This window comes from Acutalibacter sp. 1XD8-33 (genome assembly GCF_003612555.1).
Taxonomy (GTDB): domain Bacteria; phylum Bacillota; class Clostridia; order Oscillospirales; family Acutalibacteraceae; genus Acutalibacter.
On the sequence record NZ_RAZF01000018.1, the window covers coordinates 15,753 to 39,192 of the forward strand.

General features: G+C 43.9%; 29 protein-coding genes and 1 pseudogene. 4 read left to right on the plus strand and 26 right to left on the minus strand.

Annotation, left to right across the window (positions count from 1 at the left end):
• Positions 1-107: 107 nt before the first annotated feature.
• Positions 108-320 (minus strand): hypothetical protein, encoded by a 213-nt coding sequence (locus tag D7X94_RS18185; protein WP_147401719.1) that lies wholly within the window; start codon positions 318-320, stop codon positions 108-110.
• Positions 321-333: 13 nt separating this feature from the next.
• On the opposite strand from D7X94_RS18185, the gene D7X94_RS11845 reads away from it, so the two are divergent.
• The 3 genes from D7X94_RS11845 to D7X94_RS11855 all read left to right on the plus strand — a co-directional run bounded on the left by D7X94_RS11845 (position 334) and on the right by D7X94_RS11855 (position 1,299).
• The gene (locus tag D7X94_RS11845) at positions 334-666 is read left to right on the plus strand and encodes an RNA methyltransferase (protein ID WP_243111296.1); all 333 of its coding nucleotides are present in this window, start codon (positions 334-336) and stop codon (positions 664-666) included.
• A gap of 110 nt (positions 667-776) precedes the next feature.
• A complete protein-coding gene (locus D7X94_RS11850; protein WP_120427906.1) occupies positions 777-974 on the plus strand; it encodes a hypothetical protein in 198 nt (65 codons plus the stop codon).
• Positions 964-1,299, plus strand: a complete 336-nt coding sequence (locus D7X94_RS11855) for a hypothetical protein (RefSeq protein ID WP_120427907.1) — start codon at positions 964-966, stop codon at positions 1,297-1,299. Before D7X94_RS11850 ends, D7X94_RS11855 begins: the two co-directional genes overlap by 11 nt.
• A gap of 507 nt (positions 1,300-1,806) precedes the next feature.
• On the opposite strand, the gene D7X94_RS18190 is transcribed toward D7X94_RS11855, so the two are convergent.
• The 14 genes from D7X94_RS18190 to D7X94_RS11925 all read right to left on the minus strand — a co-directional run bounded on the left by D7X94_RS18190 (position 1,807) and on the right by D7X94_RS11925 (position 12,905).
• Positions 1,807-2,139 (minus strand): HEPN domain-containing protein, encoded by a 333-nt coding sequence (locus D7X94_RS18190; protein ID WP_147401720.1) that lies wholly within the window; start codon positions 2,137-2,139, stop codon positions 1,807-1,809.
• Between the two features lie 20 nt (positions 2,140-2,159).
• Positions 2,160-2,456 (minus strand): hypothetical protein, encoded by a 297-nt coding sequence (locus D7X94_RS11860; RefSeq protein WP_120427908.1) that lies wholly within the window; start codon positions 2,454-2,456, stop codon positions 2,160-2,162.
• A 59-nt stretch (positions 2,457-2,515) separates the two neighbouring features.
• Positions 2,516-2,740, minus strand: a complete 225-nt coding sequence (locus tag D7X94_RS18195; protein WP_147401721.1) for a hypothetical protein — start codon at positions 2,738-2,740, stop codon at positions 2,516-2,518.
• A gap of 1 nt (position 2,741) precedes the next feature.
• Positions 2,742-2,942: a hypothetical protein gene (locus tag D7X94_RS11865; protein WP_120427909.1), complete on the minus strand. Its 201-nt coding sequence runs from the start codon at positions 2,940-2,942 to the stop codon at positions 2,742-2,744.
• Between the two features lie 364 nt (positions 2,943-3,306).
• Complete coding sequence (locus D7X94_RS11870; protein ID WP_120427910.1) at positions 3,307-4,983, minus strand: recombinase family protein; 1,677 nt, start codon at positions 4,981-4,983, stop codon at positions 3,307-3,309.
• Between the two features lie 51 nt (positions 4,984-5,034).
• Positions 5,035-5,184, minus strand: coding sequence for a hypothetical protein (locus D7X94_RS18800; RefSeq protein ID WP_199715105.1), 150 nt, complete (start codon positions 5,182-5,184; stop codon positions 5,035-5,037).
• A gap of 91 nt (positions 5,185-5,275) precedes the next feature.
• Positions 5,276-5,653 (minus strand): type II toxin-antitoxin system PemK/MazF family toxin, encoded by a 378-nt coding sequence (locus D7X94_RS11875; protein ID WP_120427911.1) that lies wholly within the window; start codon positions 5,651-5,653, stop codon positions 5,276-5,278.
• Between the two features lie 567 nt (positions 5,654-6,220).
• The gene (locus D7X94_RS11890; RefSeq protein WP_243111297.1) at positions 6,221-6,730 is read right to left on the minus strand and encodes an RNA polymerase sigma factor; all 510 of its coding nucleotides are present in this window, start codon (positions 6,728-6,730) and stop codon (positions 6,221-6,223) included.
• Positions 6,731-7,163: 433 nt separating this feature from the next.
• Positions 7,164-7,358, minus strand: a complete 195-nt coding sequence (locus tag D7X94_RS11900; protein ID WP_120427915.1) for a cysteine-rich KTR domain-containing protein — start codon at positions 7,356-7,358, stop codon at positions 7,164-7,166.
• On the minus strand, positions 7,355-7,984 hold the full coding sequence (locus D7X94_RS11905) for an ATP-binding cassette domain-containing protein (protein WP_120427916.1): 630 nt from the start codon (positions 7,982-7,984) through the stop codon (positions 7,355-7,357). Before D7X94_RS11905 ends, D7X94_RS11900 begins: the two co-directional genes overlap by 4 nt.
• A gap of 13 nt (positions 7,985-7,997) precedes the next feature.
• Complete coding sequence (locus tag D7X94_RS11910; RefSeq protein ID WP_120427917.1) at positions 7,998-9,299, minus strand: ABC transporter permease; 1,302 nt, start codon at positions 9,297-9,299, stop codon at positions 7,998-8,000.
• Between the two features lie 12 nt (positions 9,300-9,311).
• Positions 9,312-10,673 carry an ABC transporter permease gene (locus D7X94_RS11915; RefSeq protein WP_120427918.1) on the minus strand — a complete coding sequence of 454 codons (1,362 nt, stop codon included), beginning with the start codon at positions 10,671-10,673 and terminating at the stop codon, positions 9,312-9,314.
• A gap of 179 nt (positions 10,674-10,852) precedes the next feature.
• Positions 10,853-12,253 carry a sensor histidine kinase gene (locus D7X94_RS11920; protein WP_158591012.1) on the minus strand — a complete coding sequence of 467 codons (1,401 nt, stop codon included), beginning with the start codon at positions 12,251-12,253 and terminating at the stop codon, positions 10,853-10,855.
• Positions 12,237-12,905, minus strand: a complete 669-nt coding sequence (locus D7X94_RS11925; protein ID WP_120427920.1) for a response regulator transcription factor — start codon at positions 12,903-12,905, stop codon at positions 12,237-12,239. Before D7X94_RS11925 ends, D7X94_RS11920 begins: the two co-directional genes overlap by 17 nt.
• 414 nt (positions 12,906-13,319) lie before the next feature.
• Between D7X94_RS11925 and D7X94_RS11935 the strand changes: the two genes are divergently transcribed.
• A complete protein-coding gene (locus D7X94_RS11935; RefSeq protein WP_120427921.1) occupies positions 13,320-13,676 on the plus strand; it encodes a helix-turn-helix transcriptional regulator in 357 nt (118 codons plus the stop codon).
• Positions 13,677-13,706: 30 nt separating this feature from the next.
• On the opposite strand, the gene D7X94_RS11940 is transcribed toward D7X94_RS11935, so the two are convergent.
• The 11 genes and pseudogenes from D7X94_RS11940 to D7X94_RS11990 form a co-directional block, all read right to left on the minus strand.
• The gene (locus D7X94_RS11940; protein WP_120427922.1) at positions 13,707-15,500 is read right to left on the minus strand and encodes a lysozyme family protein; all 1,794 of its coding nucleotides are present in this window, start codon (positions 15,498-15,500) and stop codon (positions 13,707-13,709) included.
• 38 nt (positions 15,501-15,538) lie between these two features.
• Positions 15,539-16,318 (minus strand): class B sortase, encoded by a 780-nt coding sequence (srtB, locus tag D7X94_RS11945; RefSeq protein ID WP_120427944.1) that lies wholly within the window; start codon positions 16,316-16,318, stop codon positions 15,539-15,541.
• Between the two features lie 35 nt (positions 16,319-16,353).
• On the minus strand, positions 16,354-16,758 hold the full coding sequence (locus D7X94_RS11950; RefSeq protein WP_120427923.1) for a DUF6075 family protein: 405 nt from the start codon (positions 16,756-16,758) through the stop codon (positions 16,354-16,356).
• Positions 16,759-16,762: 4 nt separating this feature from the next.
• Positions 16,763-19,096 (minus strand): VirB4-like conjugal transfer ATPase, CD1110 family, encoded by a 2,334-nt coding sequence (locus D7X94_RS11955; protein ID WP_120427924.1) that lies wholly within the window; start codon positions 19,094-19,096, stop codon positions 16,763-16,765.
• A gap of 139 nt (positions 19,097-19,235) precedes the next feature.
• Positions 19,236-19,577 (minus strand): annotated as a pseudogene (locus D7X94_RS11960) (PrgI family protein); the annotation flags it as partial.
• A 13-nt stretch (positions 19,578-19,590) separates the two neighbouring features.
• Positions 19,591-19,893 carry a hypothetical protein gene (locus tag D7X94_RS11965; protein ID WP_120427926.1) on the minus strand — a complete coding sequence of 101 codons (303 nt, stop codon included), beginning with the start codon at positions 19,891-19,893 and terminating at the stop codon, positions 19,591-19,593.
• Positions 19,894-19,904: 11 nt separating this feature from the next.
• On the minus strand, positions 19,905-20,114 hold the full coding sequence (locus D7X94_RS11970) for a hypothetical protein (protein WP_120427927.1): 210 nt from the start codon (positions 20,112-20,114) through the stop codon (positions 19,905-19,907).
• Positions 20,115-20,126: 12 nt separating this feature from the next.
• Positions 20,127-20,963, minus strand: a complete 837-nt coding sequence (locus D7X94_RS11975) for a hypothetical protein (RefSeq protein ID WP_120427928.1) — start codon at positions 20,961-20,963, stop codon at positions 20,127-20,129.
• Positions 20,964-21,069: 106 nt separating this feature from the next.
• Positions 21,070-21,435, minus strand: coding sequence for a glutamyl-tRNA amidotransferase (locus D7X94_RS11980; RefSeq protein WP_120427929.1), 366 nt, complete (start codon positions 21,433-21,435; stop codon positions 21,070-21,072).
• A gap of 14 nt (positions 21,436-21,449) precedes the next feature.
• Positions 21,450-23,243, minus strand: coding sequence for a VirD4-like conjugal transfer protein, CD1115 family (locus tag D7X94_RS11985; RefSeq protein WP_120427930.1), 1,794 nt, complete (start codon positions 23,241-23,243; stop codon positions 21,450-21,452).
• Positions 23,230-23,427: a hypothetical protein gene (locus D7X94_RS11990; RefSeq protein WP_120427931.1), complete on the minus strand. Its 198-nt coding sequence runs from the start codon at positions 23,425-23,427 to the stop codon at positions 23,230-23,232. The genes D7X94_RS11985 and D7X94_RS11990 overlap by 14 nt, the downstream gene beginning before the upstream one ends.
• Positions 23,428-23,440: the final 13 nt, after the last annotated feature.

Consider the following 23,440-nt stretch of genomic DNA (forward strand, 5'->3'; position numbering starts at 1 on the left):
GTCTCCCTCCTGGAATTTTGGCGTACCGGAATAGATCTATGGGTATCATAACCATTAGGTTGCGCACTGTTTTCCCATTTGTGTTTTGTATTAATTATTATATCAACTTAATAATATTTCCCTGTATCATAATTATAATCTGTTGCATAAGTCAACGCTGCATAGTTAGTATCTTCGCATTGTTTCCAAATATAGTTTTTACCATCCTCCACCTCAAAATCTCCTGAGCTTACATTGTGGGCAGGACTTCCAATTGATACAAGTGTTTTTCCTGCTGCGATATTCCACCGGTAAGCTGAGTTTTTCATCGCATCGGCCATGGAGACGGTTGTAATGCTTTTCCACAAAAAACCTGACAGCGTAATCAACGTAAAAGTCGAGTTTGGCGAGGGTGAGGGCAAAGTGCCGCTTGATAATATTGCCAAGAGAGCCGAAGCGTACAAGCCGAAAGAGCGAGTTACATATAAGATGATTAAGAAATACATAGAAGCGAAGTATGGCTTCAAAGTACATACCGCATATATCGCAGAGGTAAAGAGAGAGTTAGGATTGCCGATGTATGATGCTCCTAATGCGGTAGAGGAATTGAAAGAGCCGAGGAAGCATCCGATGACGGAGAAAGTGGAAGCGATAAAGGATGCTTTAAAGCATTTTGAGGTTATTTAAAACCGTGAGCGTATCATTAGAAATAGTGGTACGCTTTTTTTCGCTCATTTGCATCTTTGAATATACTGGTATCTGTCTATATAATAAAAGCAAAAAGGACGGTAACATTTATGAGAGAAAAGAAAAATCATTTATATGTTGATAGTGAGGAACGGAGCATTTTCTTACATAGCCTTGTGGAACTGAAGAATCAGCTCATGCAGCAAGGCAGATATACAGACTGCGTTGACGAACTTATTTTTAAGGTTATCCATGCACCTATAAAAAAATTAAGAGTAGAATTGGTAGGGGGAAGTGATGTGCGATAAGGAATTTAAAGAACTGGTGAAAATAGCCGTAGAGAAATTAAAAGATGAGTCCGTATTAAAACTGTTACAGGCTGATGCCAGTTATCAAAAAGACAGTAAGGGTGAGGGATATGCGGAGGATGCCTTTAACCAGCTTGATTTGACGGAGAAACAGAGGGAAGTTTGCCAACATCTTATAGATTGCAGGGAAAAGCAGGATTTTGAATACGGCACTCATGCGTATTTAGCAGGGCTGATGGATGCGTTTCATATTATGGCGGTATTGTTTCCAGAAAAATGGGATACAGAGAGAATAAGGGAAGCCATATCATGTAAGAGCAGATAAGGCAGAGAATAAAACAGAATAGATTTTTACATAGCCGATTGGTGTAGTTTAGTAAAAACCGCCAATCGGCTTTTTTATTGCCATGAATCCTTTACATAGCCACTTTGTCAAGGTGGCTATGTAAGAGTACCAAAGAACGCAGCCCGATTAACATCTCGCTGACCGTGGCAGTCGCCAAATGGAAATGCAAGCATTTCCGCTTGGCTCATTGCTACACGCAAAAAAGCCGCTTACTCTTAAAAATCACTAAGAATAAGCGGCTCTGTGATGTGCCTTAGACATATTCAATTTTCATTCTCTTTACTGGTGCGTTTACGACCTTAAATATCAGTTCCTCCACACCATTCGTATGTCTTCCCTATTTTTTATCTTGCGTAGTTCATGCAATAAAATCATTAAGCTATTTGCCCAAAATCAAATCCATAAAAACATTATCAACATATTTTGGCCAAGCCTTTGTTCTTCTTTCTCCAACACCATCAACACTTTTACCTAATTCAAAACATCTTATATAACACGCACAGTAATCTTCTCTAAACATTCTATATCTTCATCCCTCCTTGAATAATAAGATGACTGACCTGCATGCAAAAAATTATTTCTTGATGTATATAACTTTTCTAAAAGTACTGAAATTTCTGTTATATTTTTTCCTTCACAATTTATTATCTGAGGCACTATTGCAGAAAGTCTTAATCTCTTTTCATTACGTCCTTCTGTCAACAACGATTCCAACGCTGTAATATAAAGCAATATTGCTAAATCGGTATCTCTATATTCACTGTTTTGTACATCAGCTTTTCCATATAAGATTAATGCATTAATAAACTTATTCGTCAAAATGTCATTCTCTTTCTTTGTTACTGTATCAAACAGAAATCCAAATATTCTTTGGTATTTTCTTCCGCCATAAAATCAATATCTATTTTACATTTTAAATGTGCATTCCAGCCAAAACCCTGTCCACATCTCCAATTATCTTTCGTTAAAATAGCAACATGGCTATTCTCTCCCTCCCATCGTTCAGCCATGCAAAATATACTTGAGTCCATACCATAAGCTGAATGAATAATCTTAAAGATATACACGGCAAATTGTGCCATTTGATATGCCGTTCTGTCTACATTTTCTATCTGATTTTCAACTTTAATAATCATAACATTAGATTTAAGGAAATCTTTTGAGCGACTTTTTTGAGTATGGTCAAGAAAATCTTTTACTCCGTTATATTAAATTTGAGTAATTTCAGATATTTGCTGTATATTTCTGCTTCATTTTTTTCTGATAATAAATGAAAATTCAAAAATGAAATATCTTTATTCAAGCCAGAACCCTGTAATGGGAAAATCAAAAAATGCTCATCTTTATTTATATTAAAAAGATTTTCTATATATAAAAGTAGTTCATCTAAATCATCTGCAACTTCTACTTTCTTTTCCAAATTATAATTCAACAGCAGATGCAAAAAAGTCATTTGAAAAATAGGGGTGTTTCCTAATTATAGGATACAATAAGTCTAATAAATTAATAAAAGGCTTATCATCAAAGTCCAATTGCTTTTTATTGCTTTTTAGATAATAATTCTGTAAAGATTGATAACATGCATCTATCTTTTTTCTATCTTTATTATTTAATTCAAACATATTCTCCTACTCCTTTTGTCCAATATTAAAACACAAAAATATGTTGCTAAAAATCTCATTTTACATTTTCATATCTTTATATTATCACTCTCAAAAATCATATTCAAGAAAAGCGTACCACTATCTCTAATGATACGCCTATCCCATTCAATTTCTAAGAGCCTGTTGCCCACTTTTTATCGGCAAGGTGGACACTACATAGACACGTTGATTGCCCAAACCCTTTATTTTCCGTTTGTGTTCCCACACCCGATATCAACTACCACCGAAACGTCAAAGTAGTTTTTGAGGTGCTTATTTCGGATTTTCTCCCCCTCCGAAGTGAACGTGAAATGCTTCGTAAAGTGCCAAAAATAAAGGATTTCTACGAAGTTTTCTTTTGTATCAACACAATAGTCTCAACGGTATTACCCTTTTCCCACAAAACTTTCCTTACTTCCTTGCCGTCAATATAAATTGGAAAGTTAAACTCTATCGACTTCAACGGCATTTTCGATTCTCCACTCGGATATATCTGAATTTCTTTAATAAGGTAAGTGATAAGGCTTTTCTTTTCCTCATCACTCATTATAGCATACAGCTTTCCAAAATTCTGCATGATTTTGTAAACATTATCAAGCGTGATGGCTTCCATCTCAATAGAGCTTTTTCGCAGCTTCGCATCTTCAATGCGTTCCTCCAACTCTACCATCGTATCATACAAAGCATCAAGCCTTAATGTCATATCATGGATTTTTCTTTCACGAAATCGGGCATCGACAGGAAGATTGTCAATCTCATTTTCCAGACGTGCTTTATTCAAATCCACCTCTTTCAGCTTATTTTCATAATTGGCAAGTTCTTTATCTACAATACTTGTATCTGTCTGCACTCCAATCCGCTTTTCAATCTCTTTTGCAAAATAGGCATCGCTTACAAGCTCTTTTACCGCTTCCACTACAAGCGGCTCAATGTCGATTTTCCTTAAAGATGCCTTGTAGTCACAATGACGCCCCCGCTCCTGCTTATTTCTTCCGCATATATAATAGTAGACTTCCTTATATGTGCCGTCTTTATTTGTCCATGCATGTTTATTCGTATACATTGAACTGCCGCAAAGGGGACATTTCAAAACGCCCGTCAAAAGATGCGACCTTTCTTTGCCAATTCTCGACGGCTGCTTGATTCCTGTTGCCAGACGTTTTGCATGGACTTTCTGCCAGAGTTCTTCACTGACAATTCCCTCATGCTGTCCGTCCTCTAAAATATAATCATCGGTATGAACCTGCTTATATTCGTTTTTTGTTCCTTTGACTTTTTCCCGTGTTCTTCTGCCATATGCAATTTTTCCGCAGTAAACAGGGTTGTCTAATATCTGCCGTATTAAGTGGCTGCTCCATGTTTCTAACTTTCCATTCTGGCGGGGTACTTTCTTTATCCCTTGCAGATTGAGATATTTTGCAACTCCCCCAAGTCCTATGTCTGAATTTCCAAACTTATCAAATATAATTCTGATTGCTTCGGCTTCTGTTTCCTCTATTAAAAGATGGTTGTCTTTCAGATAATACCCGTATGGGGCAAAACCGCCATTCCAACCTCCCTGCCTTGCTTTTTCCCTGCGTCCGTTCATGGTCTGCTCAATGATATTTTCCCTCTCAATCTCTGCAACCGCTGACAGGACGGATATGAGCAGCTTTCCACTTGTCTGGGATGAGTCAATCCCCTCCTCAATGCAGATAAGGTTTATCCCATAGGACTGGACAAACTCCAATGAATTTAGAATGTCCGCCGCATTTCTCCCAAAACGTGAAAGTTTATAGACAAGGATATACTCTATTTCCAACCCGCTTTTTATGTCGGTCAGCATTTTCTTAAATGCGGGTCGCCCCTCGATTGACTTCCCCGATTTTCCTGCATCTTCGTAGATGCCGACAACTTCCATTTCCTCACGGTCTGCAAACCGTTTCAAACTATTTTTCTGCCCCTCAAGGCTGTATCCGTCAACCTGCATCTCGGTACTTACTCTTGGATACAGAACACATTTCTTCCCTTCTCTGTTCATTCTAACACCTCCGATAATTTTGGAAAATGCGGTATGTAAGGTTGCGTAAACCTACGCAACACAATCCAGTTCCTGCAAAACAAATCTTCCGTATTTTTCAACTGCCTGCACCATAGCCTTTATAAAGACATCAAAGTTTTCTGCTTCGTTGTCTTCATTCTTTTGTTGTTCCGCATTATGAAATTCTTTGACATTTTCCATCTGTCTACCTCCGCAAAGCTTAACGGCTGTATGCCATAAATTATATGGATACAGCCGTCATTTGACTAATGTGCAAATCCTCCCATTTCCACTAATTCACACAATTATTTTCCGAACCACTTTTAAGTGAAATGCTAATGGCAAGAGCCTTATCAACCCTTGCCATCGTTTCAGTCGGCATCATTCCCATATACTGTTTCAGCCTTTTCTTATCTACTGTACGGATTTGTTCAAGCAGGACAACGGAATCCTTATCAAGCCCCTCAAAATCATTTACTGCGGTATGCGTCGGCAGTTTGGATTTTGTCTGCACCCTGCTCGTAATGGCAGCGATAATGACTGTCGGGCTATGCCTGTTGCCCATATTATTGGAAATGATAAGTACGGGTCGTGTGCCGCCCTGCTCCGAACCGACAACGGGATTAAGCTCTGCGTAGTAGATGTCGCCACGCCTGATTGTTTTTTCCATATTCTTTATAACCTCCATCTGTATTTAGGCAGGAACACCCTGCCTATGTAACAGCCAGACACAAGGAAGTATTTAAGGTCGGGGGAGTATAAAACAAACTCTGTTTCCATTGACCGCCTTGTATCTGGCTTTATGATAGAAAGCATTTTCTATTTGTCCTCGACACCCCGAAAATGCTAATGCGTTTCAACGCAGGGAAGTCACCAAACGGTCAGCAGCGAACTGACGCCACGGGAATTGCACCCCAACTGTCGGTCTGACAGAGCCGCCCCCATTGCCTGCGGCGGATTGGTTACCGCTCGGACTGTGGCTGGACGGGAGTATCATTGTCCTCTTTGTGGGTCATGGCGGAATCGGGAGCTGCCCGATATTTCCAGTCGGTATTTTTTCGCTTACTGCCTTTCGGCGGGTCTTGGCGTACCGCTGCACACGCTTATGCTTATTACAGCCACAAAAAGAATGTATTTGGTGAATGGGTATTCGGTTGTCAAAGAACTGCGGGAAACTGTAAAAAAGCCCCCTCACTTTTCCAAAGGAAAAAGTGAGGGGGTTGAGCGGAACAATTTTTTATTTTTCCAGAATTTTTTTGAGTTTGGCTAATATTCTCCGTTTTCGGTCATTGATTGTCTTTTGTGGGATGCCCGAAATGCTCGACCATTCCCTTTCCGATAATTCCTGAAAGAAGATAGCATTTACCAACTTTTGCTCATCTTCTGATAACATAGTAAGGGCAGAACGCAGCTTGTCCAACATCATCCTATGGACAACCGTTTCCGCAACATTTACTGCTTCATCAGCAATGAAATTAATACTATTGTCATCATCCCTCTCAAAAGCCTCTAAGGAAAGCAGGCTGTTATCTGCATCCAGTTTTTTCAGATAACGCCACCGCTCCTTGTCATGATAAAACTCAACATAATGCGTCTGTTCCGTTTCAATCAGACAGCCCTGCACGGGGATAAAGAACTTTTCCGCATAATCCCCGTTCTTTTCTCTGCGGTTGCAAAATTCCTTATAGGATAACTCTGTGTAGCTTCCATTTTCTTTGATATATACCTTTCTTGGTGCGTATTTCACCGTAAGTACCTCCAATCTGAATTTTTTTGAAAATCCAGATTGACGGGCGGAGAACGGCATCCCAAGTCAAAAACAACCCTGCGACATGTTCTAATAAAAAACGACAAAAGAAAAACCGCAAAGGCTGTCACGCCCTCACGGTTTATGGATATAATTATTCTTATATGTAGAGATTTGACTTCTATTTCTTGGGTAGAAAGCCCCCTTGCACTGACAAGGATTTTTTTAACAGGCTGTCCACCCATCCTCGATATGATATATGTAAATGGAAATTGCTATTTGCAGGCAATAAAAATCCCTCCAAACTTCAAAAAAGCGAAGTCGGAGAGATTTCAAGGCATGGCAAATCAGTCCACCGAAACATCGTTTTTTTTATTCGGTGGGCTGTCCTACCTATTGTTATAAAAAAACAGAGTCGACAAACCGTGATTTCTCACTTGTTCATCGGCTCTGCGTCTGAAGCGTCTGGCTCTTTGATGACTGATACTTGTAAATTCTTTGCTTTAATCAATGTTTCCTGCCTGCATTTAGGACAGTAAAGGGGATAATTTTTCAAAATGGTATCCTCTCTGATTTTGCCACGAGTTTTACTTCCGCAGATAGGACAGCGTATCCATTCTGTTCTCATAACTGCTGTAACTCAGCTTTTTTCAGGCAAAAAACCACATCCGCCTGCTTTGCAAGTTCATTCGAGTGCGTTACGATTATTACGCATTTATTCATCTGATGGGCACATTCTTTCAAAATGTTTGTAATTTCAAACGCAGTGTCTTCGTCAAGATTTCCTGTTGGCTCGTCCGCAAGAATAACGCTTGCGTCAGAAGCTAATGCACGGGCGATTGCCACTCGTTGCTGCTGTCCGCCAGAGAGCTTCAGAACATTTCGCTTTGCTTCCTCCTTTGTAAGCCCCAAACGCTCCAAGATAGGCAGCGGCGGCAGTTTAGAAGTCAACGCCACATTTTCGGCAGGCGTCATATAGTCAATCAGATTATAGCTTTGAAAAATGAATGCCACATTGTTTTTGCGATGATATGCAAGTCCCTTTTTCTCTATATCTTCTCCTTGAAACAATACCTGTCCGTCAGATGGGCTGTCCAAGCCACCAAGCAGAGAGAGCAGGGTTGTTTTTCCACACCCACTCGGACCGAGGATTGCATAAATTTTCCCTACCTCAAAATTGGTAGATATATTTTTTAGTACATTCCTATTCCCATCGTAGGAATATTTAACATTACAAGTTTTTATGATACTCATTTATGTGTCCTCCTTAACTCATTTTCGTAAGAATATCTTTCGGCTCCCCACGAACAACAGTCCACGATGAAGCAATAACCGCTATTGCAATCAGCAAAATTCCAATTAAATATAAAGGGAGCAGATAAGCTGCGTTAATCTGCACATCAAGATTTGCTGTTCCCGTAGTAACTCTGGATACTAAAAACGCTCCTGCTTTTTCCGCTACAGAAAAGCTAAACGGTATAGATGCTATAAACGAAATAACCGCTACAACAATAGTTTCTGTAAAAATCTGTAAAATAATATTCAGCTTACTCTTGCCAACGGAAAGCAAAATCCCTATTTCCTTTTTTCGTCCTCTAATCCAGATTGTAAGTAGCAGGGTAAGTATCACAACGCTAACAACTGAAATAATAATAATTGTTATATTTACCAGTTGTTGCAGGGACTCTAAAGGTGTAGAAACAACATCGTACTCATCGGTATCAATGCTGAGCTTCAAGGTTTTGCCCTTTAGCTCTGGCAAAGCAGAGATTTTATCGTAAACATTTTGGATGCTAACAGGGTCTTCCACATAGATAGTCAACTGCTGATACCCATTCAATTCCTCTCCCCATAGTTCAAACATCGTCGCATAATCTATATAGCCGCAGTTGGCAGGAATTTCATCTACGGTTAAAGGGTTTCCCGAAGTACCCTCTGTGCCGTCAAAAATCCCCACGATTTCAAATTCCGATATAGCGTCCGAATCCAGAGAGTACATTTTAATCTTATCGCCAACAGACAGCTTGTTATAGTCGGCAAGCTCCTTTGAAATCAAACAAGCGTGCTTATCGTCTGGCGTAATATGTCTGCCTTCTACTAATTTATACTTGCCGCTTTGGAACTTGGAGCATTTTTCAGATGATAATGTTGCAGTATAACTTGATGCTTCCCCATACTGTGTATAGCTCAGACCAAAGGCAGCGGGCAGATATTTGAAATCAACGCCTGCACCATAATAACTCGCTGTGTCCTCAGAATTGTAATCTACAACACCATCAACCTTTCCGATTGCGTCTACAATTTCCTGTGTAATCAAATCTCCGTTGTACCCGTAAACTGTTCCCCATTGGTTTTGCTGACCTCCTCCCATATGTCCGTCCGTGTCAAGGTCAAGCATAATTTTTCCGCCAATAGCTGTCTGAACATTTGCTGTCGCACCTTTAGCTGCGTCACGAACGGCAATGCCTGTAAGCATAAAAGTCGCTATAAGCGTCAATACCAAAAATAATATGACCGTCTTAAACCGCTGTCTGAAACAGTACAGACCTGCTCTTTTTATAAAGCTCATTTCAAAATCCTCCTAACTCATTTTTGATAAAATTTCTTTTGGTTTCAGCCGCATTATCATAATAGACGATACCAATGTTGAAGCTGCAATTACGATGAATTGGCAAAAATAAATAAGCAATGTTTCTACAGCACTCAGCTTTAGATAGTTTTCAATTTCAAGATTGTTTTGTATTCCTGCCGTTATCGTTTCTTCGTTTAACAGGTTAGGTTGCATTTCGCCAAACAAACTGTGTCCTAAAAAGCCAGTAACACACAAAGAAGCAATATAGGATAAAATCAGTGCCATTATTGTAACTGACAATACCTCCAACAAAAATCCCGCCATAATTTGCCCTTTTGAAATTCCTGCCGCAAGCAAAATGCCTGCTTCCTGCATTCTGCCACGCATACGCATGGTTAATAGCAAGGTCAAAAATGCCGTACTGACAACTGACACAAGGACAAGCAGTATCTTTACTAAATCTCCGAGAGAAGATAACTGGTCTGCTATCTTGGAATATTGAAAATCATTGGTACGGATAAAATGTGTTGTCCAGTCAATAGACTGTAATAACTGAACATTACGGGTAATGCTTTCGAGTTTGGCAGGGTCAGTAATATAGAAATCAACTTCACCCGTGTAAATACCTGCTTCACTCTCGTTTAACTCGTTCAAGACATCAAGGCTCGCATATATCTCGTTATCAGCAACGCCCGCAGTTGGCTTAATAGATGTGTCCTCGATACTCAGTCTATATATTCCCAACACCTCTACTTGGGTATAGGCTGTTTTAACTGGTATTTCATCAATGTACGCTCCGTCAGCTTCACCGAGCTTGGCGTGGGTCAGCGTCAGCGTATCCCCAACAGACAGATGATTTGCATTTGCCAACTGTTCGCTGATAAGGATTTTTCCGTTATCCGTTTCGGTGATATGCTTTCCTTCTACCAGTACGGCTGTTTCGTCCGTAAAATTAGGGGCAAGTGCAGAAAAGCGAAGTGCTGCCACCTTTCCCATATTGTTTTCGGCTGTGTGTTTATCGCCTTGAACAAATTGGATTGTATCACTTTTAACAAAACCGTAATTGATGGGATTATAGTATTTGATTTCTCCCGTCTGCATAATCTCATCTATTTCCTTTTGGGTAATATGGACATGGTTTTCCTTTACTTCTGTTTCGCCTTTTTCGTTCATTGACACTTCGGTGTTTGCTCTTATATAGAAAGCCGCACCGAGAGAAGTGCGAATATCCCTTGACAATCTTTCTGAGGCTTTCAAAACGCCAAAACACGAAATCAGAAAAACCGCAACTACGAATACCACCAAAAACAGGCTCACGGTTTTTCCTTTTTTGCGTGATATGTAAGCAAAAGCTCTTTGTGTAAAATTCATCTAAGTTACTCAGCTCCTTTCTGCAATCTATCATACAGACCTTTGATTAGTTTTTGATTTGATTTTCGTAAGGCTTTGATTTGATTGCAAAAAAGCTGCCAGCGAGTTGCTGACAGCTTTTTGTAGAATGAAGCTACTATTAAATAAAGCGGACATTCGCATTCCGATTTGCTACATGCTCATAAACGCAGACCGATTTGCGGCTTATCTGCGTTCAGATAAAGGAAAAAGGCTACACCTTGCTCCGTATTTTTTATGAGATATGTCATACCATGCAGATCAAAAATTGTTTTGACAATATATAACCCCAGACCGCTTCCTCCCGTTGCCTTGTTCCTTGATTTGTCTGCCCGATAAAATGGCGTAAACATATGCGGAAGGTCAGCTTCTGGAATGGACGCTCCAGTATTTTCGATAATGAGGGTATTTCTGTTATCATAGGATTGAAAAGTGACAAAAACATCGTTACCGCAGGGAGAATGTCTGACAGCGTTCCCAATAATATTAGAAAGGGCTTTATTCCAAAGATTAGGATTGACGGACAAAACCATATCGGTATTGATATTGTGGTGTATCTGAATATCCTTATCCTGTGCAAGCGGCAAAATAGTCTGTATCGTATCATTTACTGTTTGTTTTAGCGAAACCTCCTGCAAGGTATCCTCTAAGTCCATGCTTTCCATTTTGGATATGGCGATGATTTCTTTCACAAGATGTTCTATATCCTCCGTGGCTTTTAGTGCTTCGGGCAGATATTTTTCGTGATTTTGATAATCCCCATATCCCAAAATCATATTTTCGATTTGCCCTTTTAGGATAGTAAGCGGGGTTTTCAATTCATGGGATACTGCTGAAAAAAAGTTTCTGCGTTGTTCTTCCAATGTCTTGCATTTTTCTACATCGTCAGTTAGTTGACGATTGGCGTTTGTTAATTCTTCCATCGTTTCCTGCAATCGGCTTGCCATTGTATTCAGACTGGAAGCAAGTACGCCAATTTCATCGTTACTTTCAATATCGCACTTCCAAGTCATATCAAGCGATGTCATTCGCTTAGAAATCTGACTGATTTTAGCGATAGGACTGACGATAACCCTGCTGCAAATAAAGGCACTTACAGATGATAGCAATAAAATAATTGCAAAAACAACAGGCAAAAAGCGAAGCATAAGGCTTAGTATTATATCAGCCGTTTGCGATAGAGAAGATACCACCAGTGCATATTCTGTTTTGCTGTCTGAAAAAGTAACTGTTGTTGCTATACTTGATGTTGCAACTGTAAAAGCTTCTGATTTTATTTCACCGAAGGTCAATGTTTCATTATCGTCACTAAGTATTGCCGTTGAATTGTTTTGAATACAAAAATTATAAATTTCATTAACCGCTTCCTCATAACGCATACTCTGCAATTTTGAAACAAGAATTTCTGTATTTGTATCAAGTTGCTTATTTGATGTAACTTGATATTGCTTGGGTAAGACTGTCAATACAATTCCATAAATCAGCATACTGCAAATAGTAAGGGCGGAGAACACCCACAAAAACACCTTTATACTTAGACTGTTTTTAATTTTCTTTCGCAATTCTGTATCCCACCCCTCTAACCGTTTCAATATAATCGACATTCAACTTTTTGCGTAAATTCATAATGTGGAAATTCACACCTTTTTCATCTCCTACAAAGTCATAGCCCCAAACGAGATTTAGCAGGTCATCTCTTGTAAAAACACGCCCCTTGTTTTTAAGGAATAACAGTAATATCTCAAATTCTAAGTGGGTAAGTGCTACCTCGTTTCCCGAAACAGTAACTTTTCGTTCTGTTTCGCTCAAAGATATTTCTTTGTAACGAATACAGTCTGACACCATATCTGATGATGTCCGCCGTAAAAGAGCTTCCACACGCTTTAATACGAGCTTTATGGAAAATGGCTTTGTGATATAATCATCTGCCAATTTGTCAAAACCTTTAATCTGGTCATCTTCCGTATCAAGTGCAGTTAAAAGAATAATCGGTATTTGCGACTCCTGCCGTATCATTTCACATACGGTATATCCGTCAATCTTAGGCAGCATTATATCCAATAAAATAAGGTCAAAAACCTGTTCGTGAAAAGTGTTAATGCCTTGTAATCCGTCCGAAGCGGCAGTAACCTTGTATCCTGCAAAGGTAAGCGGCTCAGAGAGTATTTTCTGTATTGCCGCTTCATCCTCAATTATCAATATTTTCTTATCCATATACAGACCTCCATGCTAAATTATAGCAGGTGTTTATTAGTTTTTGATTAGGATTTCTTCTTTCTTTTATCAATGGGCTTCTCAGCAATTATCAGTATAAGCCTAACACGGTTGTATTCATAGCACCCTTAATCCAATTTTCTTTACATAGCCTCTATACCCATCGAAGTGATACATCACATTTTTCTGCGGCTTCTTGTGCCGTCATATATTCAAACATATCTGACCTCCTATTATATGTTGTATATATTGTAACTGTTTAAACGAACTATATCAAATATGCAAGTATGAACTTTTATCCCTTGTTATAAGAAATCAAATCTCCTGTGTATAGAAATTATACATCGTTTAAGCAGAACTTTCACTTCTGTAAAATATAAAAGAGCAAAATCAACATAAACAGGTGGTGAAAAAATGAGCGAAATTATAGAAAATTTTGACTTTATGGAATTGGGGCAGGCAATCCAAGATGCCCGTGAAAAACAGCGGATTACAAGAGAAGAATTAGCCGAGGAGCTTGGCATTTCGGCAAGGCATTTGCAATCCGTGGAGAAAGAGGGGCAGTATCCGAGCTTTCGGCTGTTTATTCAGCTTGTGACAATGTTCCACATATCCGTAGACCAGTACATACACCCAGACGCTCCGACAGGGAAAACAACTTTACGTCGGCGTTTAGATGTGCTTCTTGATACTTTTGATGATGCGGAACTGACTATCATAGCAGGGACGGCGCAGGGGATATGTAAGGCAAAAGAGCAGCCAGAGGATTGACCTCTGGTTTTTCTTTCACCCATTCTGTCATCAATAAGCAGGGCATCCGTAACCGTAGACAGAGCCACTCCCGACTGGATAGCTCTGCTGCTTGCAGGCATCGCCAGAATTACCCTCAACGGTATAGACCGTTCTATTCTCGCATTTCTCCACGATTCCCACATGGTCGATTGAGCCGTCATTCCCCCAATCAAAGAAAATAATGTCGCCCGACTGTGGCTCATAGTTCCTGTCCTGCCATTGCCCCTTGCCTTTGAACCAGTTTACGCCATCCGAGCAGAGGGAGAATTTCGGGATGATGCCGCTCTCCAGATAACCACACTGGTCGGCACACCAAGAAGCGAAGCAGGCACACCATTCCACACGTCCGTCAAAGCCGTACCAACTCCAATAAGGCTGTCCGCCCTCATTGCCGAGCTGCGTCAAGGCGACCTCTACAATTGCTTGATTGCCGCCGCTTGTAAATGCCCGCCCGTATGGGTAATAGCGTAACACATGGGCGGGGTACTGCGTGTCGCCGTACTTTTCCCAACCTAACCGCTGTGCCTGCATAGCGGAAAATTCCACCGCATTTGCATAGGAATAGCCGCCGTAGTTGGTCTTTGCCCATGAGATATAGCCGTTGCCGAAGTTATAGCCCTGCAAGGCGAGCTTGATACGCTCCATGTCAATCGGGCTTTCCACCTCGGCTGATGTGAGGGCGGCTTTTAATTCCTGCACGCCGCATTCGATGGAATATTCGGGGTCTTTGATGCCGTTCGGCTCATGGGGGTACTTTTTGTTGAAGCTCCCCTCCGCCGCCTGCATCGGGTCGCTGCCCTTTCCCCCAGATTCCTGCATCATCACCGCTTTGATAAGCTCCACATATTCGGGGATGCCGTACTGCTTCGCATACTTCTGTATCAGTGGCGTGTAGGCTTCCACCTCCGCACTGACAGGGGTATAGGAAGTGCTGTCGCTGCCGCCGCCGAACAGGGAAACGGCACACCCAAGCAGGACAACGATAAGGATTATCAATACGGCAACCCAGCCGCCTGCGATTATCGCAGAAATAAGGGCTTTCGTCCCTGCTATGATTGCCTTAACCGCAGCAATGGTGGCTCTGACCGTGGCTTTCGTTGCTTCGGCTGTCGCCTTTGCCGTGGCTTTTGCGGTCTGTGCTGTTTTCTGGGCGGCTTTGGCAGATGCTTTCGCCGTTTTCTGTGCCGCCTTTGCGGTCTGCGACCTGGTCTTAATCGCCGTCTTTGATGTCGCCTTTGCGGTTTTTACGCCTTTTTCCGTCGCCTTGACCGTCCCTTTTGCTGTGGTCTTGACGGTTCTCTCCGCATTTCTGGCTGTGGTCTTGATGGTCTTTTTCCCCTGCTGCCTTGTCTTTATCAACTGGCTTGCTCCTGTCTGGGGCACTTCGCCCTGCATGGGAACATCGGGGGCAGGAGAACGGCTCGCTGCCCCGTTTCGGATCAGCGAGCCGTTCTGTTCTGCAACAGCCTGTGCTTTTTTCTGCTCTGCGGCTTTTGCCGCACGTTTGGTCTTAAATTCAGCGATTTTATCCTTTGCTTTACTGATATTCTCTTTTGTGGTCGTAACGCTCCTTTGCCCATGCTTATTAAATTGGTGGATTCCCTCATCTTTGATACGCCCCGAAACATGGGAAACCTTATCAGAAGCATATTCCGTGGGGGAATTTTCCTCTGCATAATATCCCTGCCCTGCCTTATCCTTTGTCTTGGCATAGGCAGACTTCATGCGTTCCCCTGAAATAGCGGCTTTATCAAGGGTCTTTATCGTTCCTTTGACCGCATCTCTGGTCTTTATATCAGCCATAAACACCGACCTCCTTTCCCAGAGGATTTGCGGTCATATCAGTTTACCTTTTTTGCCACGACTACGAGCCTGCCGTTCTGTGCGGAATATTCGCAGGTAGACAGGGTTATAAGTTTATCGCCGTATTCAGCGGTCACGCCCGTATCATACAAAGCAAGCTCCTTGCACTTCCCAATATAGGCATCAAACTCTGTTTCATTCTCTGCATTGACAAAATCATAATAGCGGTAGCCCTGTGAGCTGTACGCCACGGTTTTAAATACGGCAATGATTTCATATTCTGCCTGCTCCGTGAGGGTGTCAAACTGGATGGTCTTATGCTTCTCATAAAAGCCCTTGGATTTGTAATCTTCCAATGCCCCGAACATCCTGCCGCCCTTGATGTGGTGTCCGTAAATAATCAAATTATCGCTTGCAGCAAGGTCGCAGTCCTCTTGGATATATGGCACTCCCAAATCGCTGTATTGCTTTTCAAAGTTGTGCTTCAGATAAAAATTCGGGTTATTCCTGCTCTGCATGACAGGGTAATTGATGGTTGTTCCATCAATGGCAATCCAACCCGCCATATCCTCATTCTGCAAATACAGCTCCTTGTATTTCGCAAGAATATCCTCGCCCTCGCTGACAGGCGTATCTTTATCTTTTGGCGGTTCTTCCTCTGGCTCGGCGTTCTCCACGACCTCGGCAATCTCCGCAAAGACTTCGGTCTGCACATCTATCTGCTGGTAATGGCTGTAAATCTTTAAGCCGCAAAAAACCGCTGCTCCCAAGAGGGCGACAGCGGCGGCAGTACAGATAATGGTTTTATAGTTTTTCAAATTCATAGGCATATCCTCTCTTTGCTATTTTTTATTTACCGTGTATGCTCCGTCTGCTTTTTAGGGACAGGTAAATCCCTGCAATATTCGGGATACCTTACCTTGATGCCCTCCATGAAATACGGGGCAAACTCGCAGCAGAACAATTCCTCTGGCGTGGAATATTTCTCACGCCCCTCCTCTGCGTAGCCGTTCCAGAGGTTAAAGGCAAGGTTGCAGACCTTGACCGTGCCGCTTGTCTGCCACCCTGCGTGCATCCCCTCTGGCTCAATGCAGTCTGTCTTAAAATCAAACATGGAATTGATATTTTTCCTTGTTTCCTCCGCTATCCCCATCACATAGAAAAATGCCCTGTGGTAACAGTCGTTGACTTTACATTTCATCATATTTTCCAGAAAAAAATCACGGTGGGCTGCGTTGCGAAACCTTATCTCTGACATAGATTTACACCTCCCCAAATTTAGTCGTCATCAGCTTATACAGCTCCGTATTGCGTGGGAACTTATTAACGAACGGCACAAGGGAGCTGCCGACTTTGAGTAATCCCTGCCCCGCACCGACATTCGTGATATAGCTCATCTGAAGGTCGGAGATGTTAAGGAGCTTCGCAAGCTCAATGCGGTCTGTGGACGCTTGGTTCAGCATGATGATGAACTCGCTGTTGGCAAGCATCGTCCTCGCCGTATGGCTCTGCAAGAGGTCGTCCACGTTCTGCGTGATGCCCGTGCAGTACGCCCCGTACTTACGCACACGCTTCCAGAGGGTAAAGAGGAAATTTGCCGAGTATTCATGCTGAAAGAGCAGATAAATCTCGTCAATGAAAATAAATGTGTTCCTGCCTTTCGCCCTGTTCTGGGTGATGCGGTTTAAAATGCTGTCAAGCACCACAAGCATACCGATAGGCTGTAACTGCTTGCCCAAATCAAGGATGTCGTAGCAGATAAGGCGGCTGTGGGTGTCCACATTGGTATGCTTGGCAAAGGTGTTGAGAGAACCGTCCGTGAAAAGCTCAATCGCAAGGGCGATTTCCTGCGCTTCTGGCTCGTCCTGCTTTAACAGTTCCTCACGGAAGTCCTGCAAGGTCGGCGGCGTACCCATATAGTTGCCCTGCTGGTAATAGCGGTAGACACTTGCCGTGCAGCGGTCGATGATGGATTTCTGCTTTGCCCCAAGGCTCGCACCTCCGATAAGCTGCTCGCACAAAGACAAAATAAACTCTGATTTCAAGATGACGGGGTTCGCACCGTCGCCGTAATCAGAGTTCATGTCCATTGCATTGATGTGGTTGTCGCTCGTCGCCGAGATGTGGATAACCTCGCCCTGCATCGCCTTTACAAGAGGGGCGTACTCTCGTTCGGGGTCTATTACCAAGACATCAGCGTTAGGGTCAGTCAGAATGATGTTCGTCATTTCCTCTTTCGCCGTGAACGATTTGCCCGCACCAGACACGCCGAGGATAAAGGAATTGCCGTTCAAAAGATGGCGGCGGTTAGCGATAATCATGTTCTTTGAGATTACGTTCTGACCGTAATACACACCGTCCTTATGGTAGATTTCCTGCACACGGAACGGGATAAACACCGCAAGGCTCTCCGTAGTGAGGGTACGCAGGGCATCAATCTTCCTCACGCCGAACGGCAGGGCGGTATTCAGACCGTCCATCTGCTGATACTTCAGTACGGCAAACTGGCAGAGATGTTTTCTCGCTGTCGTGAGCAGAGCTTCTGTATCATTGTCAAGCTGCTCTTTGGTATCTGCGGTATGCACCATCGTAAGCACCGCAAACATCATCCTCTGGTCACGGGTCGTCAAATCGTCAAGGAACTCCTTGCTTTCCTTACGTTGCTGCTCCAAGTCATAGGGGATAACAGCGGAAAAATTGTTGTTCTGGTTCTGCTTCCTCTGCCAGTTCGTGATGTTGGTTTCTACGCCTAAAAGCCTGTTCTCAACCTCCCTCACGGCTTCATCCGTAGGGACAGGGACGACATCAACGGAAAGCATCATGTTACGGTTTAACTCGCAAAGCTCCGCCACCATGCTGTCCTTGATATATGCCGCATACTCTCTAAGGAAAATCACACGCCCATAACGGTTGCCGATACGGAAATAGTCTTTCTCAAACTCAAAGGAGTCGGGGCAGATATAATCCTTGAAGTCGTGACCTTTCCGCATGGTCTGTGCCATGTCAAAGGAAAACGCCGTTTCCTCGCCTGTGCGGTAAAAATCATGGAAGATACGCAGTTTATCGTTGGCATCCAGTTCCGTACACTTTGAGCCAAGACGGTTGAAATGCCCGATAAGGTCAGCACCCACACGGGCAAAATAGTTCCTCGCTTCTTCGATATTCTTCTTGCATACGGAGATAGTCACATACTTATCCTGCACGATAGAGTTCGCCCCCGTCGCCTTATCCAGAAGCATCTTGTTATATTCCTTGCGGTACTTATCCAGATTATCCTCTGCCATCGGGATAAGGATGGTCTGCTCAAAATCCGCCTTGTTGAGCCTGCGGTTGTTGATAGTGATTTTCGTGGTCGCCCCGCTGTCGAGGGCATTTAAAAGCTCCGAGTATTCGAGGAACATAGCTTCCTTATCCTCACGGCTCGCCACGGCATAGTTAATATCTTCAAACTTGAATGTCTTTGCATATTTGTTCCTGCCCACAAGGAAAATGCCGTCCTCCCACATGGTCTTTAACGGGATGACCGCCTGCACCGATTTCGGCACGGCAAATTTCTCCTTATCCTGCTTAAACAGATTCCTGAGCGTCTTAATCATGGTCTACCTCCTTACGCTTTCTTACTTTTTCATTCTTCTTTCTGGCTTTTTCCGCCTGCTTTCTCCGTTTCCCTGCTTCCTTACGCCTTTTCGCCCTGTGTTTCCGTTTCTTCCGCCTCTTCTGCACGGCGGGCGTTCCCTTTTCGTGGGCTTCAATCGTTGCTTTTAATGCTTCATAGTAGAGATTGTCTGGGAGAAACAGCACCCTCTTTGGCATCAGAAATTCCGATTTTATCCAAGCCCACACAAACTGCTCTGCGGTCATGCCGTTGTACCTTACAAATCCCATCACCGCAAAGGGCGAAGCCCCAAGGACACACATCCAGCTCACGGTTTCCGTCCCGAACCTCCCACGGAGCAGGAAAAACAAGCCCACCGCCACGCCGCAGGCAAGGACGGAAAAAAGGAACTGCCGCATCGACAGCCCGAAAAACATGCTCTCCGTGTAATTGCGGATTTCCTTATTTATCTTTACTTCCAATCATAAACACCTCCTATCGTTCCATTTCCTGTTTTTGGCGGGGCGGGGTCTGCTTCTGCCTTTCCCTCTGGGGGACTAAAAACAAATCCCCGTCGATTTCCCTCGTTTGGGCAGGGAAGCCTAAGACTTTCAAGGCTTTCTGCAAATCTGGCACGCAATCTTTCTCTGGCTTGCAGACGCCGATTGCCAGATACATCTGCAAATCCCCGTACCACGCTTCATTTTCAAAATTGTCTGCCCGAAAAAATATATCCTCTTTGATTTCTTCAAGCGGCGTTTCAAATATCCTGCGGTATTCCGCTTCAAAATCGTACATAACAGCACCTCCTATCGCTCCATTCCAGATTTTCTCTTAGGCGGCTTCTTCTGCGACGGATAGGGGATAAATTCTTCCTCGCCTGCAATGATGCTGAACTCCGCCCTTAAAATCGGGTGTGTTTCCAGTTTCTGGTACTGGCGGATAAGGTCAACCGCACTTTCCCTTGTGGCTGTGCTTGCCTGCTGTACCCCGTCCTTAAAGATATAAACACGCTGCATACGTTCCCTCCCTTACAAGCCCATCATCTCACGCACAACACGGTCTGCCATCTTGACCGCACCAACAAGGACGAGCATATTAAAAACCAGTTCCCCGATATAGCCCCATACCATCGTGACCGCTGCCGCATCGGGGTTGACGACGGGCGGAGAAGCCGCAAACACCGAAAAGATGATGCAGGCAAGCACGATGATTGCCCCCTCAAGACACACGGCACAATAGCTCTTGATAAAGCTCCTGCCCACATTCTGGCTCGGCTCTCCTGCAAAAGAGGAAAGAGGGACGGGAGCGATTGCGGTATAAAGGTACAGCTTAAAGAACCTGCCGTACACCGACATTATCATGATGAACGACAGCACCGTGATAAACAGCCCGCCTATCAGCGTCACCGCCCATAGGGGGATGCTCTCAAAAAAGCCGCAGTCCTCCACGGCTGTCACTATTTCTGTCGGTAATACTGTTTTTTGTGCCGCCCCAAAGCCTGCGGCTTTCATAATCGTGGAAATCACGCCCTGCACTATCTGGAATAAAGCCATCATCAGCTCCAAGCCGTAAGTCACCGCACCTTTGGCAAGGGCGAAGCGGATAAACAGCTTTACTGCGTGTTCGGGCTTCTTGACCTGTGCGAAGTCGCCGCAGGTACGCATCACGCCCACGACAAAGAACAGCACGAGCAGGGCAAGCCCTATCGCCTGCAATGCACCGTGGATGTCAACGATGACTTTCCATATCGCACCGCCTTTAAAGGTTTCTGGGGACTGGGTGATGAGCTGCCATATCTCGGCTAACTTCTCATTCCAAGTGTCAAGGGCGTTCTCCAAGTTCTGGACTACCCAGTTATCTGACATTCGACCACCTCCGTTCTTAAAATTGGACAGTGGGGCAAGTTCCGCAAAGCGGATCTGCCCCGTTGTCCCTGTCTTATATCAGCCTGCTATTTCAATCTGTTCTGGATTAACCTGTGATAAGGGTCAGAATCTCTTTTGCAAAGGTAATCACCACGCCGCCTGCAAGGGTCAGAAAGCCGTTCGCCCTCTGGGACGGGTCGTGGGATTTCAGCGACAAGCCCACCTGCACGATGCCGAAGCCGAGCATAATCATCCCGACAGCCTTAATCAGACCGAAGATAAAGTTTGACAGGTTGTTGACCACGGCAATCGGGTCATTGGCGGCAAAAGCAGTCACGGATGTTCCAAACATCATCGTAACGGCAAGCACCGCCACGCAGTAACGGCAGAAGTTCTTTTTCATCCTCCCAGTCATCGGCAGCTTCTGGGTTGCTTTGCTCTGGCTGTTCTCGTTTTTCTTAAAAAATTTCATAGGGTAAATCCTCCTTATAAATTGAATATTTCTTCCAAGTCCTCATCGGACAGAAGCTCATAGGAAGTGCTGACAGGGTTAAGCGTAACAGCGTCTTTTGGAATATCCCCGCCAAACACAAGGGTTGCGACCGTCTGTGTCGGCTCGCCGTGGATATACGGCGGCTTCCCCCCGTCGGCAGTCAGTTTCACATTCGGGTGTTTCAAGATGTCATACTTTAAATCCATGACGGGGCGTTCCCCTCGCACAAAAAGAAGTGCGTAGCGGTTGTCAAGCATACGCACTTCGTCTGGGGTTAAAAGCTCACGCCCCGAAATCTGGTAGTTGGTGGAATAGTTGCCGCTCCGCCCAGAGCTTTTCCCATAGGTGTTTGTGTCGATGGTCGCTTTGCCTAAAAGCTCCGACACAAACTTATGGGTACTCTGCTCATTGCCGCCGAGATAAAGGAACTCATCGGCATTGCCGACAATGCTTTCCCATTGCTTTTCAAACAATGCTTTGAGCTGTGCCAAATTCTGTAAAATGATGCTGACTGATACGCCACGGGAACGCATGACCGAGAGGATTTTATCAAAATCATCTGGTAGCGAAACATTCGCAAATTCATCCATAATGAACTGGCAATGGACAGGCAGGCTCCCGCCGTACTTATGGTCGGCGAGGTAAAATAACTGTTGGAATAGCTGCGTGTATAATAGTGACACCAGAAAATTAAAACTGGTGTCGTTGTCTGGTATCAGTGCGAACAGTGCGACTTTCTTTTCCCCCAAAGACGGCAAATCCAATTCGTCCGTGGCGGTCAGAGATGCAAGGCTTTCCAGATTAAACTTCTCAAGCCGTGCGGCAAGGGTTATCTGGATGCTCTTTAAAGTCTTGGCACTCCCGCTGTGGTAATCACGGTAATATTTCAAAGCGATATGCTCTGGGTTTACCATCTCAAGGCGGTCAAACAGTTCGTCAAGCGGGCTTACATAGCCGTCGTCGTCCTCCCGTACTTCGCCCGCCCTTAAAAGCTCCATCACCATCGGGAAATTCTGTTCCTCTGGCGGGGCTTCGTATTTCAGATAGAACACGAGGGACAGAAGCAGCATACTCGCCGCCGTGTCCCAGAACGGGTCTTGCGACTGTGAGCCTTTTGGCGTAGTCGCTTTAAATAAATTCGTCACAAGCCGCTGCACGTCATTGTCGTTCCGAAGATAGACAAACGGATTGTAGCAATGGCTCTTGTGCATATTGATTAAATCAAGGACACGCACCTCATAGCCTTTCTTCTCAAGCAGCCCTCCCGTGTCACGGACAATCTCGCCTTTCGGGTCTAAGATTACCATTGAAGTGTTACATTGCATCACATTCGGCTTACAAAAAAATCTGGTCTTTCCCGCACCAGAGCCGCCCACCACAAGGATATTCAGATTCCTCCTGTGCTTCTTCCCGTCAAGCCCGATGCGGACGCTCTGGGTCAGCAGCTTGTTTTCTGATGCATCCTTATCTCGGTACTTTTTATTGAGCGTACCTGCATTGCCCCATTTTGCAGAGCCGTGTTCCTCCCCTTTGCGGTAGTTCCTGCGTGTGGAAAAATAGACGCCGATTCCCATGCCATAGGCAATCAGAAAAATGAGGACGATTCTGGGAGTGTCCTCACATACCGTTATGGAAAACGGATTCTCGATTGCCACGGATAGATTCTGTATAATCTCCACGATGCCGCCGCTGACATAAGGTGCTGTCAGCAGGGCAATCCACACGACAGGGATAATGCCGAACAGAGAGAGGATTAAGCCCGCCTTATAATCGTCACCGTTCTTCATGGTACTTGCACGGTGCGACCTTTACTTTTTTGGTCGGGGCGTATGCCACCCTGCTTATCAGCTCGTCAACAGGCTCGGTGGGGCGTTCCTCCTGTATCTGCTGTGTCCGCAGGGTATTGAGGGCATTTAGGACAATATTCTTATCATATTTATCCAATGCCAGATGGTATCGTTCTTCTTTCATAGGCTGCACCTCC

Excerpts from the sequence above, each read along its gene's own strand:
- D7X94_RS11925 (WP_120427920.1), bottom strand. The coding sequence starts at position 12,905 with ATGGATAAGAAAATATTGATAATTGAGGATGAAGCGGCAATACAGAAA.
- D7X94_RS11975 (WP_120427928.1), bottom strand. The coding sequence starts at position 20,963 with ATGTCAGATAACTGGGTAGTCCAGAACTTGGAGAACGCCCTTGACACT.
- D7X94_RS11950 (WP_120427923.1), bottom strand. The coding sequence starts at position 16,758 with ATGTCAGAGATAAGGTTTCGCAACGCAGCCCACCGTGATTTTTTTCTG.
- D7X94_RS11860 (WP_120427908.1), bottom strand. The coding sequence starts at position 2,456 with ATGATTATTAAAGTTGAAAATCAGATAGAAAATGTAGACAGAACGGCA.
- D7X94_RS11850 (WP_120427906.1), top strand. The coding sequence starts at position 777 with ATGAGAGAAAAGAAAAATCATTTATATGTTGATAGTGAGGAACGGAGC.
- D7X94_RS11980 (WP_120427929.1), bottom strand. The coding sequence starts at position 21,435 with ATGAAATTTTTTAAGAAAAACGAGAACAGCCAGAGCAAAGCAACCCAG.
- D7X94_RS11965 (WP_120427926.1), bottom strand. The coding sequence starts at position 19,893 with ATGTACGATTTTGAAGCGGAATACCGCAGGATATTTGAAACGCCGCTT.
- D7X94_RS11855 (WP_120427907.1), top strand. The coding sequence starts at position 964 with ATGTGCGATAAGGAATTTAAAGAACTGGTGAAAATAGCCGTAGAGAAA.
- D7X94_RS18185 (WP_147401719.1), bottom strand. The coding sequence starts at position 320 with ATGGCCGATGCGATGAAAAACTCAGCTTACCGGTGGAATATCGCAGCA.
- D7X94_RS11865 (WP_120427909.1), bottom strand. The coding sequence starts at position 2,942 with ATGTTTGAATTAAATAATAAAGATAGAAAAAAGATAGATGCATGTTAT.
- D7X94_RS11985 (WP_120427930.1), bottom strand. The coding sequence starts at position 23,243 with ATGAAGAACGGTGACGATTATAAGGCGGGCTTAATCCTCTCTCTGTTC.
- D7X94_RS11990 (WP_120427931.1), bottom strand. The coding sequence starts at position 23,427 with ATGAAAGAAGAACGATACCATCTGGCATTGGATAAATATGATAAGAAT.
- D7X94_RS11870 (WP_120427910.1), bottom strand. The coding sequence starts at position 4,983 with ATGAACAGAGAAGGGAAGAAATGTGTTCTGTATCCAAGAGTAAGTACC.
- D7X94_RS11910 (WP_120427917.1), bottom strand. The coding sequence starts at position 9,299 with ATGAGCTTTATAAAAAGAGCAGGTCTGTACTGTTTCAGACAGCGGTTT.
- D7X94_RS11915 (WP_120427918.1), bottom strand. The coding sequence starts at position 10,673 with ATGAATTTTACACAAAGAGCTTTTGCTTACATATCACGCAAAAAAGGA.
- D7X94_RS18800 (WP_199715105.1), bottom strand. The coding sequence starts at position 5,184 with ATGGAAAATGTCAAAGAATTTCATAATGCGGAACAACAAAAGAATGAA.
- D7X94_RS11905 (WP_120427916.1), bottom strand. The coding sequence starts at position 7,984 with ATGAGTATCATAAAAACTTGTAATGTTAAATATTCCTACGATGGGAAT.
- D7X94_RS11875 (WP_120427911.1), bottom strand. The coding sequence starts at position 5,653 with ATGGAAAAAACAATCAGGCGTGGCGACATCTACTACGCAGAGCTTAAT.
- D7X94_RS11970 (WP_120427927.1), bottom strand. The coding sequence starts at position 20,114 with ATGCAGCGTGTTTATATCTTTAAGGACGGGGTACAGCAGGCAAGCACA.
- D7X94_RS11845 (WP_243111296.1), top strand. The coding sequence starts at position 334 with ATGCTTTTCCACAAAAAACCTGACAGCGTAATCAACGTAAAAGTCGAG.
- D7X94_RS11935 (WP_120427921.1), top strand. The coding sequence starts at position 13,320 with ATGAGCGAAATTATAGAAAATTTTGACTTTATGGAATTGGGGCAGGCA.
- D7X94_RS11940 (WP_120427922.1), bottom strand. The coding sequence starts at position 15,500 with ATGGCTGATATAAAGACCAGAGATGCGGTCAAAGGAACGATAAAGACC.
- D7X94_RS11955 (WP_120427924.1), bottom strand. The coding sequence starts at position 19,096 with ATGATTAAGACGCTCAGGAATCTGTTTAAGCAGGATAAGGAGAAATTT.
- D7X94_RS11900 (WP_120427915.1), bottom strand. The coding sequence starts at position 7,358 with ATGAGAACAGAATGGATACGCTGTCCTATCTGCGGAAGTAAAACTCGT.